Consider the following 14,423-nt stretch of genomic DNA (forward strand, 5'->3'; position numbering starts at 1 on the left):
CGAAACCAAGCCCATCATGACTTGGACGGATCATCGCTGGATACCTAGCGTTTAAACGTGACTGCCACGATAGAGCGCGGCTCCGCCACCGCGCCTGTTAACACCCCTGCTTCTGCTTCTAAGAAGACTCCAACGCCGAAGAAGCCGGGCGGGTTCCTGACCTCGTCCAACGGCAAGAAAGTCGTCATGGCCGTCACGGGCGCCGTGATGGTGAGCTTCCTCGTGCTCCATATGCTGGGCAACCTGAAGATCTTCTTCGGCCGGGAGTCGTTCAACGACTACGCCCACTGGCTGCGTACGCTGCTTGAGCCGTTCGCGCCGTACCGCACGGTCCTGACGATCCTGGAGATCGGCCTCGTGGCCGCGGTCGTCCTGCACATGTGGGCCGCGATCTCGCTGTCCCGCCGCGCGGGCAAGGCCAGGCCCGTCAAGTACGTGGCCAAGAAGTCGCAGGCGAACGGCTACGCCACGCACATCATGCGCTGGGGCGGCGTGACCATCGTGCTCTTCGTGATCTGGCACCTGCTCGACCTGACCTTCGGCGTCGTCAACCCCAAGGGCTTCGACTCCGCCCCCGCCGATCGGATGATCTCCGGGTTCGACCCGTCCCGGTGGTGGGTCACGCTGATCTACTTCGTGGCCGTCGTCATGGTCGGCATGCACCTGCGCCACGGGATCTGGAGCGCCTTCCAGACGCTCGGCTGGGCCAACAAGGACCGCAACAAGGCGCTGCGCGCCACCGCCGGCCTGGTCTCCATCGTCCTAGTGATCGGCTTCCTGGTCCCGCCCCTCGCGATCACGTTCGGAGTTGTCAAGTGAAGTACACCGAAGGCCCCGAGATCAGGGACACCAAGGCTCCTGAAGGGCCCATCGAGGAGCGGTGGGAGAAGCGCAAGTTCGGCGCCAAGCTGGTCAACCCGGCCAACAAGCGCAAGCTCAACGTGATCGTCGTCGGCACCGGCCTGGCGGGCGGCTCCGCCGCGGCGACCCTCGGCGAGCTGGGCTACAACGTCAAGTCCTTCTGCTACCAGGACTCCCCGCGCCGCGCCCACTCCATCGCCGCCCAGGGCGGCATCAACGCCGCCAAGAACTACCGCGGCGACGGCGACTCCATCTACCGCCTCTTCTACGACACCGTGAAGGGCGGCGACTTCCGCGCCCGCGAGTCGAACGTCTACCGCCTCGCCCAGGTCTCCGTGAACATCATCGACCAGGCCGTGGCCCAGGGCGTGCCGTTCGCCCGCGAGTACGGCGGCCTGCTCGACACCCGCTCGTTCGGCGGCGCCCAGGTCTCCCGTACGTTCTACGCCCGCGGCCAGACGGGGCAGCAGCTCCTGCTCGGCGCGTACCAGGCGCTGGAGCGGCAGGTCGCGGCCGGCACCGTGGAGATGCACACCCGGCACGAGATGCTCGACCTGATCGTCTCCGACGGGCGGGCGCGCGGCGTCATCGTGCGCGACATGGTCACCGGCGAGATCGAGCGCCACCTGGCCGACGCCGTGGTGCTCGCCACCGGCGGCTACGGGAACGTGTTCTTCCTGTCCACGAACGCCAAGGGCTGCAACACCACCGCCATCTGGCGGGCGCACGAGCGCGGCGCGTACTTCGCCAACCCCTGCTACACGCAGATCCACCCGACCTGCATCCCGGTGTCGGGCGAGTACCAGTCGAAGCTCACGCTCATGTCCGAGTCGCTGCGCAACGACGGCCGCGTCTGGGTGCCGCTGCGCAAGAACGACGAGCGCGCCCCCGGCGACATCCCCGAGGACGAGCGCGACTACTACCTGGAGCGCATCTACCCCAGCTTCGGCAACCTGGTGCCGCGCGACATCGCCTCCCGCGCCGCCAAGAACGTCTGCGACGAGGGCCGCGGCGTCGGCCCCGGCGGCCTCGGCGTGTACCTGGACTTCCGGGACGCCATCAACCGCCTCGGCCGCGACGCCGTGGAGAAGAAGTACGGCAACCTCTTCGAGATGTACGAGCGCATCACCGGCGAGAACCCGTACGACGTGCCGATGCGCATCTACCCCGCCGTCCACTACACGATGGGCGGCCTGTGGGTGGACTACGACCTGCAGTCCACGATCCCCGGCCTGTTCGTCATCGGCGAGGCCAACTTCTCCGACCACGGCGCCAACCGCCTCGGCGCGTCCGCGCTGATGCAGGGCCTGGCCGACGGATATTTCGTGCTTCCCACCACCATCGGCGACTACCTCGCCAACGGCCCGTACGGGGACGTCGACGAGGAGGCCGTCGCCGAGGCCGAGATCAAGGTCCGCAACAAGATCGACCGCCTGCTCTCCGTCAACGGCACCCGCACGCCCGACTCCTTCCACCGCGAGCTCGGCAAGCTCATGTGGGACTACTGCGGCATGGAGCGCACCGAGGAGTCGCTGCGCAAGGCGCTGGAGCGCATCCCCGAGCTGCGCGAGGAGTTCTGGCAGAACGTCAAGGTGTCCGGCACCGCCGAGGAGCTGAACCAGGTGCTGGAGAAGGCCGGCCGGGTGGCCGACTTCTTCGACTTGGCCGAGCTCATGTGCCTGGACGCCCTGGTCCGTACGGAGTCCTGCGGCGGCCACTTCCGCGCCGAGTCCCAGGACGCCGACGGCGAGGCACTGCGCGACGACGAGAACTTCGCGCACGTGTCGGCCTGGGAGCACTCCACCGACGGGCCGGTGCTGCACAAGGAAGCGCTCGAGTACGAGTACGTCAAGATGACCCAGCGGAGCTACAAGTGAACCTGACTCTTCGTGTCTGGCGCCAGAGCGGACCGTCGGACAAGGGCCGGATGGTGACGTACAAGGTGGAGGACGTCTCCCCGGACATGTCCTTCCTGGAGATGCTCGACGTCCTCAACGAGAAGCTGATCCTGGAGGGCGACGACCCGATCGCCTTCGACCACGACTGCCGCGAAGGCATCTGCGGCATGTGCGGCATGGTCATCAACGGCGTCGCCCACGGCGAGCAGCGCGCCACCACGACCTGCCAGCTCCACATGCGCCACTTCGAGGACGGCGCCGAGATCACCATCGAGCCGTGGCGCGCCGCCCCCTTCCCGGTCGTCAAGGACCTGGTGGTGGACCGCAGCGCGTTCGACCGCATCATCCAGGCGGGCGGCTTCGTCTCCGTCCCGGCCGGCTCCGCCCCGGACGCCCACAGCGTCCCGGTGCGCAAGGAGGACGCCGACTCGGCCTTCGACGCGGCCACCTGCATCGGCTGCGGGGCCTGCGTCGCGGCCTGCCCGAACGGCTCCGCCTCCCTCTTCACCGCCGCCAAGATCACCCACCTCAGCCTGCTTCCCCAGGGGCAGCCGGAGCGGCTGTCCCGCGCCAAGGCGATGGTGGACCAGATGGACGCCGAGGGGTTCGGCGGCTGCACGAACACGGGCGAATGCACGGCGGTGTGCCCGAAGGGCATCCCGCTGGACACTATCGCCCAGATGAACAGCGACTACCTCAAGGCCAACGCCAAGTAGCCCTGCTCTCCCACCCGTTGCCCATCTGAGTGGTCGACCGTCTGCTGCCCGCCCCGCACAAAGGGCTTCGCCGTTGGAAGCGCGCTTCGCGCGGGGCGGGCTCAGGCTGTTCTTGTCTTGGGCGCCTTCGGCGCACCCCCACGCCTACGGCGTCTCGTTCCCACCCGTTGCCCGTGGAGGCGGTGGGCCGTTGCCACCCACCCCGACCGTTGGGGTTCCTAGAACTTAGCTGCCCGTGCGAGGACAGCTCTGGGTGCCCATGTGGCTCACCTCAGGATTGGCTGCCCCTGACACTTGTCGAAGGCCGCCGGCCGTCGGCTTGACCCGAGACCTCACTCAAACTTTGAGCGCTTCACCTGCGCGGCTTCGACGTCCTTGCGCTCTTCAGCGGTCGTCACGAAGCTGCCCATGCCTGGCTCCGTACGGATCAGGCCGTCCGCACGCAGGGCGCGCATGACCTTCTGGCCGGTGACGTTGGCGATCCCGAACTCCTCGATGAGGTCGACCAACGACGGGATGCGTTCCCCCGCCTTGTACTCACCCCTGCGGATGCGCTCGACGATGATCGCGTGCACCCGCCGCCACCTGGGCTGATTCACCTGCAGCTCCACCACCGCAGCCACCTTAGGTGGTGTGCCCTGCCGAGGCGATGGATAGCGCGCCATGGCACGCCATCCATCGCCTGCCCTGGCTTCGGGAACTTACGGTGCGGCCATGACCCCATCCGAGCTTCAGGCCCTCGCGCTCGGCCAGTGCGTGAGCCGGCACGTACCGACACTCCGGAAAGAGCACGTCCGACTGGAGTGGCTGCTCCCATGCGATGCTCTTGCGCGGGTTCGTCCTCTGGCGTGGACCTGCCACTGTCGGGCCACCGTCTATGAGCTGTGCACCAGCGGCAGCAGGGCTCTTCTCCGTCGTACGGTGCAACTCGTCGGCGGACATCAGGTACACGAGACGATCCCCATGTCGATCAACGATGCCTGGACCATCTGGGCGGCCCTGCTCGATGGACGCGTCCGGTGATCACCATGCTGAGGAATGGGTCCGCCCACAGCCATCCTCGGACCAGCCGTCACCAATGCCTGGACGGGAGTGTGGCCGTCCGTTGTCCCGGGCGCACGGCTCACAAGTGTGACAGACTGTGATCATGCGGCAACCCCCAGCGACGTCGTTCAATACCACCGGTCCGTGCGATCCGCGGCTCCACTACATGCTGCCCCCTACGCCGCGGCTTCCGCAGGCGCGGGTGCTCATCGAGATGGACCGCTACTTCGTGCTGCACGCGCCCCGGCAGACCGGGAAGACCACCATCCTGGACGCCCTGGCCGCCGAGCTGACCGCCGAGGGCGACATCGCCGCCCTGATGTTTTCTTGCGAGCGTGCCAAGTCGGCCGGCGACGACTACGCGGCCGCAGAGTCGCTAGTGCTGGATTCTCTGCGCGAGGCCGCCGATCTGTCGGGTTTGCCGAAGAAGTTGCTACCGCCGGCTTCCTGGCCGCAGGTCACGCCGGGCAGCCGGTTCGGTGCGGCACTACGGGAGTGGTGCCGGCGCTGCCCGCGCCGAGTGGTGCTGCTCATCGACGAGATCGACGCACTGCAGGGAAACAGCCTGGTCAGCATCCTCAGCCAGCTCCGCGACGGCCACAACAGGCGACCGAAGGGCCATCCGTTCCCCGCGTCGGTGGTGTTGTGCGGGTTGCGCGACCTGCGTGACTACAAGGTCGCCTCAGGTGGCGAGCCTGACCGGTCGAACCCGGCGAGCCCGTTCAACATCGTCGCCGAGTCGCTGCGCCTGGGCGACTTCACCACCGACGAGATCGCCGAGCTGTACGGCCGGCACACGCAGGCGACCGGCCAGGAGTTCACCAAGGATGCCGTGGACCGGGTCTTCGAGCTGACCCAGGGCCAGCCCTGGCTGGTCAACGCCCTCGCCCATGAGATCACCTTCAAGATGGGGGTGACCGGCACCATCACCGCCGGGCAGGTGGAGGAGGCCAAGGAGCGGCTGATCCGGGCCCGCGCCACCCACCTGGATGCTCTGGCTGCCCGGCTGCACGAGCCCCGGGTCAAGCGGGTGATCGAACCGATCGTGGCCGGGACGGTGCCGAGCATGGACGACACCATCGACGACGACGTCTCCTACGTCCACGATCTGGGCCTCATCCCGGACACCAGGAGGCTGGAGATCGCCAACCCGATCTATCGGGAGGTCCTGCTACGGGTCCTCGGCGCTCGCACGGAGCGGCTCGTGATGGCCCATCCGCACAGCTTCGTGCTGCCGGACGGCCGGTTCGACCTGCCGCGCCTGCTGGAGGAGTTCGTGGTGTTCTGGCGCGAGCACGGCGAGGTCCTCATTCAGCAGGAGGGCTATCACGAGGCTGCCTGCCAGATCATCCTGATGGCCTTCCTGCACCGGCTGGTCAACGGCGGCGGCCAGCTCGACCGGGAGTACGCCGCCGGCACCAAACGCCTGGACGTGCTGGTCCGCTGGCCGTACACCGGCCCTGACGGAGAGCGGCTGATGCAACGCGAGGCCATGGAGTTGAAGGTCTGGCGAGCCAAGGCAGATGACCCGACATCCGAGGGGCTGGCCCAGCTCGACCGCTACCTGGACCGGCTCACACTCCTCACAGGTGTGCTCGTGGTCTTCGACCGCCGCCCCGAGGCTCCGCCTTGGAAGGAACGGGGCGCCTTCGAGCGGGCCGCCACGCCATCCGGTCGCCAGGTCACCGTCCTACGGGTGTGAGACCCTCCCCGCCTGGCGCCTTCGTACCCTTGTGGTGTGCCCGCCCCGAGGGAGGACGCATGCTGAAGAGGACGATCCGTCGTCAACCCCTGGAGCGCCTGCTGACGACTCGCGCCCAGCGGGCCCTGGACCTGGCCGGGCAGGAGGCCAGGGCTCAGGGCGTTGATCGGGTCACCGGCGATCACCTGCTGGCGGCCCTGGCACGCCTGGGTGAGGGTGTGGCCGTCACCACGCTCGGCAGCCTGGGCGTCGATCTCGCCCGCACACCCTCCCCGGCAGTCCACGCCGAGCTCGGACGCCTCACGGAGCTGGCCCGGCAGGAGGCGGCCGGGCTCGGGCACCGGTACGTCGGCACCGAGCACCTCCTGCTCGGCCTCCTCCACGAGGGTGGGACGGCGACCCTCGGCATCGGCCTGCACCAGGCCCGGGAGCAGATCGTCAAGGTCCTGCACGGGTGAAGGGTTCTCAGGTGGTCTCGGCGCTGAGGGTCTGGGACACGGATCGGCGGGCGGCCAGGCGGGCGGGCAGGGCGGTGAGCGCCACCGTCACCAGGAGGGTCGCGAGTGCGGCGATGAGCATCGTGGAGAACGGCGCGAGGACCGCGTTCCTGGCGCTGAAGGCGGAGAACACCGCGATGCCCAGGGGTATGCCGATGACGGCGCCGGGCAGGCAGGGCAGGAGCTGGGCGATGGACAGGCCCGCGGAGACCTGTCCGGGGGTGGCGCCGAGGGCGCGTGCGACGGCCAGGCTCGGCCGGGCTTCCGTCGCCGTGGTCCAGGTGAACGTGATGGTGTTCACGACGGCCAGCGCGATCAGCAGGGCGGAGACCGCGATCAGCAGGTGGCCGGCGTTCTCGTCCCGCAGGTTGGGAATGGCGGAGGAGCCGTTCAGGCCGTAGCCCCGCGACGACTGGACGGAGAGGGAGAGCAGGCCGGTGAGCGCGATCAGCGTGGTGGCGGTGGAGCACGCCTGCAGCACGGCCCGCCCGGGACGGCGGATGGTCAGCCGCAGCCCGAGCAGGAACGGCGTGGGCAGCAGCGCGGACAGCGCGGTGAGCCAGGGGCGGCGGCGGGGGCGGTGGGCGGTGTCGGCCAGCGCGGTGACGGTCGCGGTGCGCAGGGCCCGCAGGGTGGGGCGCAGTGCCGACAGCACCGCCACCGCCACGGCCAGGAGCGTCGTCGCGGCGATGACGGGGCCGGTCGGCCCGCCGAGGTCGCCGATCCTGCTGGCGGTGGGGCTGGCGACGACGGGTGCGGTCAGGCGCGCGATCAACAGCCCCAGCACGTCGGCCAGCAGCGCCACGGCCAGGTACTCCGTGAGCAGGACGGCGCCGATCAGACCGGGGGTGGCGCCGACCGCCTTGAGCAGCCCGGCCCGCCGGGTCTGCTGGACGGCGCGGCCGGTGGCCAGGGCCGCCACGCCGGTGATGGCCAGGAAGCTGAGCAGCCAGCTGCCGAGGACCAGGATTGGCTGGGTGCCCCTGAGGATGACGGCGTCCTGCTCGGCCTTGAACTGCCAGGAGTGGAAGTTGATCCGGGCGTCGGAGTGGCGGTGGGCGTCGCGGAAGGTCTCGGTGGCGGCGGGGTCGCGCAGCTTGAGGTCCATGGCCGTCGTCACCGGCAGATCGTGGGAGGAGGCCAGCGTGCGGGCGTCCTGCCGGGTCATCCAGGCCAGGCCGGTGTAGTCGCTGGGGCCGCCGCCCGGGCCGATCTGGGCCGCCCATGGGTAGATGGAGGTGGCCGCGGTGACGGCGATCCCGACGACGGGGTACGGCTGGCCGGCGATGGTGACCTGGTCGCCGACGCCGATGCCCAGCGCGGTGGCGAAGCCGCGTTCGAGGACGGTGCCGCCCGAGCGTACCCAGTGGCCCGAGGTCACCAGGGGCCGGTTGAGCGCGCCGGGCTGCTCGGCGAAGCCGTGCACCACCACGGGGGACGTCACGGAGCCGCGCGTGGTGAGGTCGGCGTAGACGATGCGGTAGGGGCCGTGGTGGCCGGCCACCTCGGGAGCGTCCGCCAGCTCGGTCAGGGCCGAGGTCACGGCGGGGCCCGTGTCGCCGGACAGCGCCACCACGTCCGGTCCCGCGGTGGCCGCGCGGGTCTGCTCGTACAGCGTACGGCTCGTCCCGCTCAGGGACAGGCCCAGGGCCAGCGTGGCGGTGGCGATGGTCACCGCGAGCAGGAGCATCGCGGCCTGGGCCCGATGCCGGCGTACGTCGGCGAGCACCAGGCGCACGACGAGCACGAGGGAGCCCATGACGCTCAGCCCTCCAGCCCGATCAGCCCGCCGAGCCCGCGCGGGTGGGAGCCGGCCAGGCTCGTGTCGTCGACGAACATCCCGTCACGCATCGAGACCAGCCGATCCGACGTGGCCGCGACCCGCTCGTCGTGCGTCACGATGACCAGCGTCTGACCCGCGGAACGCAGCTCCTCGAAGATCCTCAGCACGTCGAGGGTGGCCGCGCTGTCGAGGTTGCCGGTCGGCTCGTCGGCCAGGACCACCCGCGGCTCGTTGGCCAGCGCGCGGGCGATGGCGACGCGCTGGCGCTGCCCGCCGGACAGCTCGGACGGCAGGTGCCTGGCGCGGCCCGTGAGCCCGACCCGTTCGAGCAGGACGCCCGCCCGCCGCCTGGCCTGCCGCGGCGAACGGCCGGCCAGCAGAGCGGGCAGCTCCACGTTCTCCGCCGCCGACAGCTCCTCCACCAGGTGGAACGCCTGGAAGATGAACCCAACGGACCGGCGCCGCATGCGTGCCAGAGCCCGCTCGCTCAGGTCGTCGATGCGCCGCCCGGCCAGCCACACCTCCCCGCGGGACGGCCGCTCCAGGCCGCCGAGCAGGTGCAGCAGGGTCGACTTCCCGCAGCCGCTCGGCCCCATCACCGCCAGCATCTGCCCCTCGGGCACCTCCAGATCGACCTCGTCGACCGCCCGGACCCGGCTCTCCCCTTGACCGTGCTCCTTCACCAGGTCGCGGACCCGGACCACGGCATTCGGCTCGTTCACACGCCCTCAACTCTGCGGTCGGCTCGCGGGTCGCCGGCGCCGGACCAGGCTCGTTCGCAGGCTTCCAGCCAGCGCAGGTCCGCCTGCAGCCGCAGCACGACCCCTTCCAGCAGCAGCACGGCCTTCGAGCCCGCCGGCTCGGCCAGGATCGCCTGCTGCGCCTCGCGCACGCGGCGCAGCAGCTCTCGGCGCTGCGCCGCGACGAGCTCCAGCGGGTCGGCGAGCCGGGCGGCGGCCGCCGCGACCAGCTTGAGATGGAACTCCGCCAGGTCCGGCTTGGGCCAGCCCACCTCGGCCAGCCACGCGGCCACCCGCTGCTGGCCGGCCGGGGTCAGCGCGTAGACCTTGCGGTCCGGCCGCTCGGGGAGGCCGTCAGCGCGCTCGCAGACGACGAGCCCGGCCTTCTCCAGCCGGGACAGGGTCACGTAGATCTGGCCGGGGTTCATCGAGTCGCCCAGCGGGCCCAGGCTCTGGCGCAGCCGGGCGCGCAGGCCGTACCCGTGGGACGGCTCCTTGGCGAGCATCGCCAGCACTGCGTCTTGCACGGCATCCCCCTAACGGTTAGCTAAGAGCTAGCGGTTAGCCGTACGGGCTGTCAACTCGGGGTGCCGGCGGAGGGGCGCAGACCGTCGAGGATGAGCTGGGCGAGGTGGGCCGAGCGCGTACGGCTGGTCTCCGCACCGGCGTGGCGGATGGCGGCGAAGGCGCCGGCGACCAGGGCCATGACCTCCTCGACGGTGAGGTCGGGGCGCACGGTGCCGGCCGCGTGGGCGCGTTCCAGCAGGCCCGCCACCTGGCCCGTGAGAGCCGCCGCGACGTCCGGGGCGGCGGTGCGCAGGTCGAACTCGGCGGCCACCAGCGCGCTCTTCACCGCCACGTTCTCGGCGCCGCCGGCCATCATCGCGGACAGCAGCGTGAACAGGGCCGCGGGATCGTCCGTAGCGGTGAGCTCCTCCGCCTTGGCCACCAGTTGCCAGAGCTGGTCGGTCGCGACGGCGAGGTAGAGCGCTTCCTTCGTCGGGAAGTGCCGGTGGACGGTTCCGGGGCCGACGCCCGCGCGGCGGGCGATCTCGTCGAGCGAGACGCCGAGACCCTGCGCCGCGAACAACTGCTGCGCCGTGCGCAGCACCCGCTCGCGATTGCGGCGCGCGTCGGCCCGCAGCTCTCTGTCGCTCCCGTGAGCTGTGGACGGGTTCGCTCGGGCTAGGTCAGGTGGCTGGCTGGACATGTCGGAAATCAGCATAACCGGGGCGCCGCACCGCATACCATGTCCCTAACCGGGGCGACGCACCGCTTACCGCCGCGCCGCTCCTCGACCCGATTCGTCAGCCCTGAGGAGATCACGCCGATGACCACCCGCGAGGACGTCAGCGCTCTGGTGCAGCGGATGCAGGAGTGCTTCAACAGCCGCCAGTTCGACCAGGCCGCCGACCTGCACACCCCCGGCTTCTACAGCCATCCGCTCGGCACCCCGGGCTTCGAGGCCGGGAAGAGGGCCTGGCAGGTACTCGTCGCCCGGCATCCCGGGATCCGCGTCGTCGCCCAGGACATCCTGGTGGACGGCGACAAGGCCGCCGTCCGCTCGACCGTCGAGGGCATCACCGTTCCGGACGGCGATACGCCGCCGATGCTGTTCGAGATCTTCCGCATCGAGGACGGCCGGTTCGCGGAGATGTGGGGGGCCGGCACGGGGTTCCCGCCCGAGGCCGGCCCCGAGGAGTTGCTCGCCGGGTGAACAGGCGCTAGTCGCAGTATCTCCACTGGGTGGTGGTGGTGCCGTAGATGCCGCCGCCGTAGATCGCCTTGATGGATCCCGTCCACCTGATGCAGGTGCCGGCGGCGTAGCCGCTGACCGCCGCGTAGTGAGCGTAGTTGCCCTCGTCCCTGAGGTCCTCCCTGGTGAGCTGCTGGTAGGAGCCGTTCGGTCAGCCGCACCCGCTCCCGGAGACGAATGAAGCGACATCGTCAGGGCTTTCAGTCGCTGGTCCGACAACGAAGGCAGCAGGGCCTCTGGTTCCCCCTCCGCAGTTCAGGACGGCGCTGGGCATGAGAGCTGCCCAGGCGGTTTGACATGCGCAGATGAGATAAACGGCAGGCGCTATCCCCGGTCCCGAACATTTGGTCAGCTAATCTTCCTCTTGTTATGGGACTGCAATCAAAGTTCCGGAAAACGCTATCTTGATCAACAATCGCGCCTCAGGCATGCTGGTCACAAGCGTCCCGGCCGGAAGTAAACGCGCCAGTCAGTGCGTCCCGACAACTCCGCCCACGCTTCTCTGCACACGGCCAGAAGGGTTCGGTATGACCAAGCGTTACCGCTCGATTCGGGCGGCTGTCGTCGCACCCGCCATTACGGGAATCCCCGCCACGACGACTGGCGCGCAGGCCGGCCGGGCAACTCCTTTGCGGATCCGCGCAATGGCGAGAATGTCGACGTAGTCGCCCGTTCGGACTGTTGCACCGTGACCATGCCTCTCGACGAGAGGTGATTCGGCTGTGGCCGGAGCCTGCCCGGACGGTGCCTTCTCCGTGACCGTGCGGACGGCGACTCGACGAGAAGGGGTATCAATGGACGAAATGGTGTTGCGCGCTCAGCGGTTCATCAATTCGGTCTATGGAAGCGTTCCCGGTATCAACAAGGTAGCTGAGGACGGCATCACCGGGTGGTCGACGATGTACGCCCTGACCCGCTGCCTGCAACACCAGCTGGGCATCACCACGCTGTCCGACAACTTCGGACCCACCACGATGGCGACTCTCACGGCGCAATGGCCGTCGATAAACCGCGGCACCGGCGCCCCGGCGAATCTGGTCCGCATCATCCAGTCCGGGCTGTACTGCAAGGGCTACGACGGCGGAGAAATCGATGGAATATACAATGATCGGGTCTCCGCCGGTGTCTCGAAACTGAAGGCGGACGCAGGCGTCGGTGGCCTGTTCGCCGGCGACGCCATGGTGCCCAAACTCTTCAAGGCACTCCTGACCATGGACGCTTATGTACCGGTGTCCGGCGGAGCCGGGGATGTCCGCGGCGTCCAGCAATGGCTGAACGGCCGCTACGCGCACCGGCCCAACTTCTTCATCATCCCGTGTGACGGACACTTCTCGCGCGATGTGCAGAAAGCGTTGCTCAAAGCGCTGCAGTACGAGTTCGGGACCCCCGAAGCGCAGGTGGACGGCGTCTTCGGCCCGATGACGCAGGCCGGTCTGCGAGCGAACGAGGTGGCCGTCGGGTCCGCAGGAGTGTTCGTCCAGCTCTTCACGGGCGCGATGATCTTCAATCGCAGGAACGGAGTGGCCTTCAGCAGTTCCTTCGGCTCGGAGTTGCAGACGCAGGTGCGTGACTTCCAGTCGTTCGTGAAACTCGCGACCACCGGCCGGGGAGATTATCAGACGTGGGCTTCGCTCGTGGTCAGCCATGGTGACACCACCCGGCGAGGAACAGCCTGTGACTGCGTGACGGAGATCACCACGGCCCGGGCGCAGGCTCTCAAGGCGGCCGGCTATGCGATCGTGGGCCGCTACCTCACGAACGTACCCAACACCTCGCTCAACAAGAAGATCCAGCCAGGAGAGCTCGCGGTCATCAGCGGCGGAGGCTTACGGGTCTTCCCCATCTACCAGACCTATGGTGGGTCGGTCACCTACTTCAACCCTGCGCAAGGTGCCGCCGACGCACTGGCCGCTCTTGACGCTGCCCGCGGCTACGGCTTCAAGCGGGGCACCAGGATCTACTTCGCTGTCGACTTCGACGCCCTGGACTCGGATGTCACGAGCAACATCATCCCTCACTTCCGCGCGATCAAAACGCGCTTCGGACAGTACGCCAGTGAATATCAAATCGGCATCTACGGGCCCAGGAACGTCTGTTCCCGCGTCGCACGGGAGGGCTTGACCACGGCCAGCTTCGTCTCCGACATGTCAAGTGGGTTCAGCGGCAATCTCGGCTTCCCCATGCCTGAGGACTGGGCCTTCGACCAGATCTCCACGATAACGGTGGGCAGCGGTGACGGCCGGATAGAGATCGACAACAACATCGCCTCGGGCCGGGACAGCGGGCAGAACACGTTCGACGCGGTCTCCGGCGGCCCGAAGCTGGACGTGGCGTTCGACGCCGCCAATCGAGGCGCCCTCATCGCCGACCTCGCTGCCTATCTCGAAGGCATCGGCTATCCGGAGAGGCCGTGGCAGCTCAGTAACGCCGACACCGTCGACAGACTGTTGAATCACGACGGGCTGTTCACCGGCCTGGCCCGGGCCTTCAGGATCCGCAAGGCACTCCTTCAGGCGCCGGCCTTCTTCGAGACGCGCATGTCCGGTCCCGATGATGCCTTGGCCGAGGCGGCGGTCACGAACTGGTACACCTACAAGATCGCCTATGAGGCCTGGGAGGAGGCCGGGAAGGTCGGCCCTGAACCCACGGTCCCCATTCCTGTTCAGGAGGACTCGAGCACGGGGATCGGGCAGATTCGAGCGGGCAGTGCGATCAGTGCGCGCAACTACTGCGCTCGTCAAGGAATAACGGAGGAAGCTGTTCTGGACGATTCGGACTGGCACGTGATGTGGGATGTGTGGAAAAAGCTCAAGAACGACAACGAGTACAACATCAGCACAATCCCGCTCCTGCATTTCTGGGGCGCGGCCGACATCGGTGTGGCCAGGCCTGGCCTGGCCGACAGTGATGATCTGACGCGCCGAGTCATCGCCCGCTACAACGGCACCGGCACCGAAGCCGACCAGTACGGGGTAGAAGTGCTCGGGATCTACCGGGTGTTCGAGAAGTACAATGCGCCCGCACGTAACCTGAGCTGACGACGGTCGTGGAACGGAGAAGCGCAGGTGCCTACGGATCGGAAATCGGCAGCGCGGCTTTCGTGGACTGCATTGGGTGTCGTCTACAACCTGCTGCTCGGCATTTTCGCCTATTTTCCGATCGACTTCACCTATGCGCTGCTGGTCGGACTTCCACCGACGAACAACCGTGACTCCTTCTCGTATTTCGTCGCCATGACCGTGGGATCGTGGCTTGTTCTCCTGGCCATGGCGATCCTTCCCAACATACCGATCGCAAGACGCTCCGTGGCGTCGATGAAGATCTACTTCGTCATCGCGACGATCCTGATTCTCGTGATCCCGGCGATCCAGCTGATTCCGATCATCGCGATATCCAGCGCTCGGTGGTAGCAGGCACACCCCGGAG

The 14,423-nt window shown here is 68.3% G+C and carries 13 protein-coding genes; 8 read left to right on the forward strand and 5 right to left on the reverse strand.

Going from position 1 to position 14,423, the window contains the following annotated elements; genetic code table 11:
- Positions 1–57: 57 nt before the first annotated feature.
- Genes HD593_RS04555 through HD593_RS04565 form a run of 3 tightly spaced genes read left to right on the forward strand, consistent with a single transcriptional unit; the run spans position 58 to position 3,475 of the window.
- Positions 58–819: a succinate dehydrogenase cytochrome b subunit gene (locus HD593_RS04555; protein ID WP_185100865.1), complete on the forward strand. Its 762-nt coding sequence runs from the start codon at positions 58–60 to the stop codon at positions 817–819.
- Positions 816–2,738, forward strand: coding sequence for a fumarate reductase/succinate dehydrogenase flavoprotein subunit (locus tag HD593_RS04560; protein WP_185100866.1), 1,923 nt, complete (start codon positions 816–818; stop codon positions 2,736–2,738). The genes HD593_RS04555 and HD593_RS04560 overlap by 4 nt, the downstream gene beginning before the upstream one ends.
- Positions 2,735–3,475, forward strand: coding sequence for a succinate dehydrogenase/fumarate reductase iron-sulfur subunit (locus HD593_RS04565; RefSeq protein WP_185100867.1), 741 nt, complete (start codon positions 2,735–2,737; stop codon positions 3,473–3,475). The genes HD593_RS04560 and HD593_RS04565 overlap by 4 nt, the downstream gene beginning before the upstream one ends.
- A gap of 332 nt (positions 3,476–3,807) precedes the next feature.
- Here HD593_RS04565 and HD593_RS04570 read toward each other — a convergent pair whose 3' ends face one another.
- A complete protein-coding gene (locus HD593_RS04570) occupies positions 3,808–4,089 on the reverse strand; it encodes a GntR family transcriptional regulator (RefSeq protein ID WP_221524610.1) in 282 nt (93 codons plus the stop codon).
- A 596-nt stretch (positions 4,090–4,685) separates the two neighbouring features.
- Between HD593_RS04570 and HD593_RS04575 the strand changes: the two genes are divergently transcribed.
- Positions 4,686–6,221 (forward strand): ATP-binding protein, encoded by a 1,536-nt coding sequence (locus tag HD593_RS04575; RefSeq protein ID WP_185100868.1) that lies wholly within the window; start codon positions 4,686–4,688, stop codon positions 6,219–6,221.
- Between the two features lie 59 nt (positions 6,222–6,280).
- Positions 6,281–6,679, forward strand: coding sequence for a Clp protease N-terminal domain-containing protein (locus HD593_RS04580; RefSeq protein WP_185100869.1), 399 nt, complete (start codon positions 6,281–6,283; stop codon positions 6,677–6,679).
- 7 nt (positions 6,680–6,686) lie between these two features.
- Here the strand turns inward: HD593_RS04580 and HD593_RS04585 are convergent, their stop codons facing one another.
- From HD593_RS04585 to HD593_RS04600, 4 genes are read right to left on the reverse strand one after another with little or no spacing between them, the layout of a single operon-like run.
- The gene (locus HD593_RS04585; RefSeq protein ID WP_185100870.1) at positions 6,687–8,477 is read right to left on the reverse strand and encodes an ABC transporter permease; all 1,791 of its coding nucleotides are present in this window, start codon (positions 8,475–8,477) and stop codon (positions 6,687–6,689) included.
- Between the two features lie 5 nt (positions 8,478–8,482).
- Positions 8,483–9,223 (reverse strand): ABC transporter ATP-binding protein, encoded by a 741-nt coding sequence (locus HD593_RS04590; RefSeq protein WP_185100871.1) that lies wholly within the window; start codon positions 9,221–9,223, stop codon positions 8,483–8,485.
- The gene (locus HD593_RS04595; protein ID WP_185100872.1) at positions 9,220–9,768 is read right to left on the reverse strand and encodes a PadR family transcriptional regulator; all 549 of its coding nucleotides are present in this window, start codon (positions 9,766–9,768) and stop codon (positions 9,220–9,222) included. Before HD593_RS04595 ends, HD593_RS04590 begins: the two co-directional genes overlap by 4 nt.
- Positions 9,769–9,818: 50 nt before the next feature.
- Complete coding sequence (locus HD593_RS04600) at positions 9,819–10,451, reverse strand: TetR/AcrR family transcriptional regulator (RefSeq protein ID WP_185100873.1); 633 nt, start codon at positions 10,449–10,451, stop codon at positions 9,819–9,821.
- A 120-nt stretch (positions 10,452–10,571) separates the two neighbouring features.
- Here HD593_RS04600 and HD593_RS04605 point away from each other — a divergent pair, with 120 nt between their 5' ends.
- From HD593_RS04605 to HD593_RS04615, 3 genes are all read left to right on the forward strand, one after another.
- Positions 10,572–10,958 carry a nuclear transport factor 2 family protein gene (locus HD593_RS04605; RefSeq protein ID WP_185100874.1) on the forward strand — a complete coding sequence of 129 codons (387 nt, stop codon included), beginning with the start codon at positions 10,572–10,574 and terminating at the stop codon, positions 10,956–10,958.
- An 833-nt stretch (positions 10,959–11,791) separates the two neighbouring features.
- Positions 11,792–14,035: a glycoside hydrolase domain-containing protein gene (locus HD593_RS04610; protein WP_246546285.1), complete on the forward strand. Its 2,244-nt coding sequence runs from the start codon at positions 11,792–11,794 to the stop codon at positions 14,033–14,035.
- 27 nt (positions 14,036–14,062) lie between these two features.
- Positions 14,063–14,407, forward strand: a complete 345-nt coding sequence (locus HD593_RS04615) for a hypothetical protein (RefSeq protein WP_185100875.1) — start codon at positions 14,063–14,065, stop codon at positions 14,405–14,407.
- The last annotated feature ends 16 nt before the right edge of the window (positions 14,408–14,423 follow it).

Source organism: Nonomuraea rubra, from assembly GCF_014207985.1.
In the GTDB taxonomy this organism is placed as follows: domain Bacteria; phylum Actinomycetota; class Actinomycetes; order Streptosporangiales; family Streptosporangiaceae; genus Nonomuraea; species Nonomuraea rubra.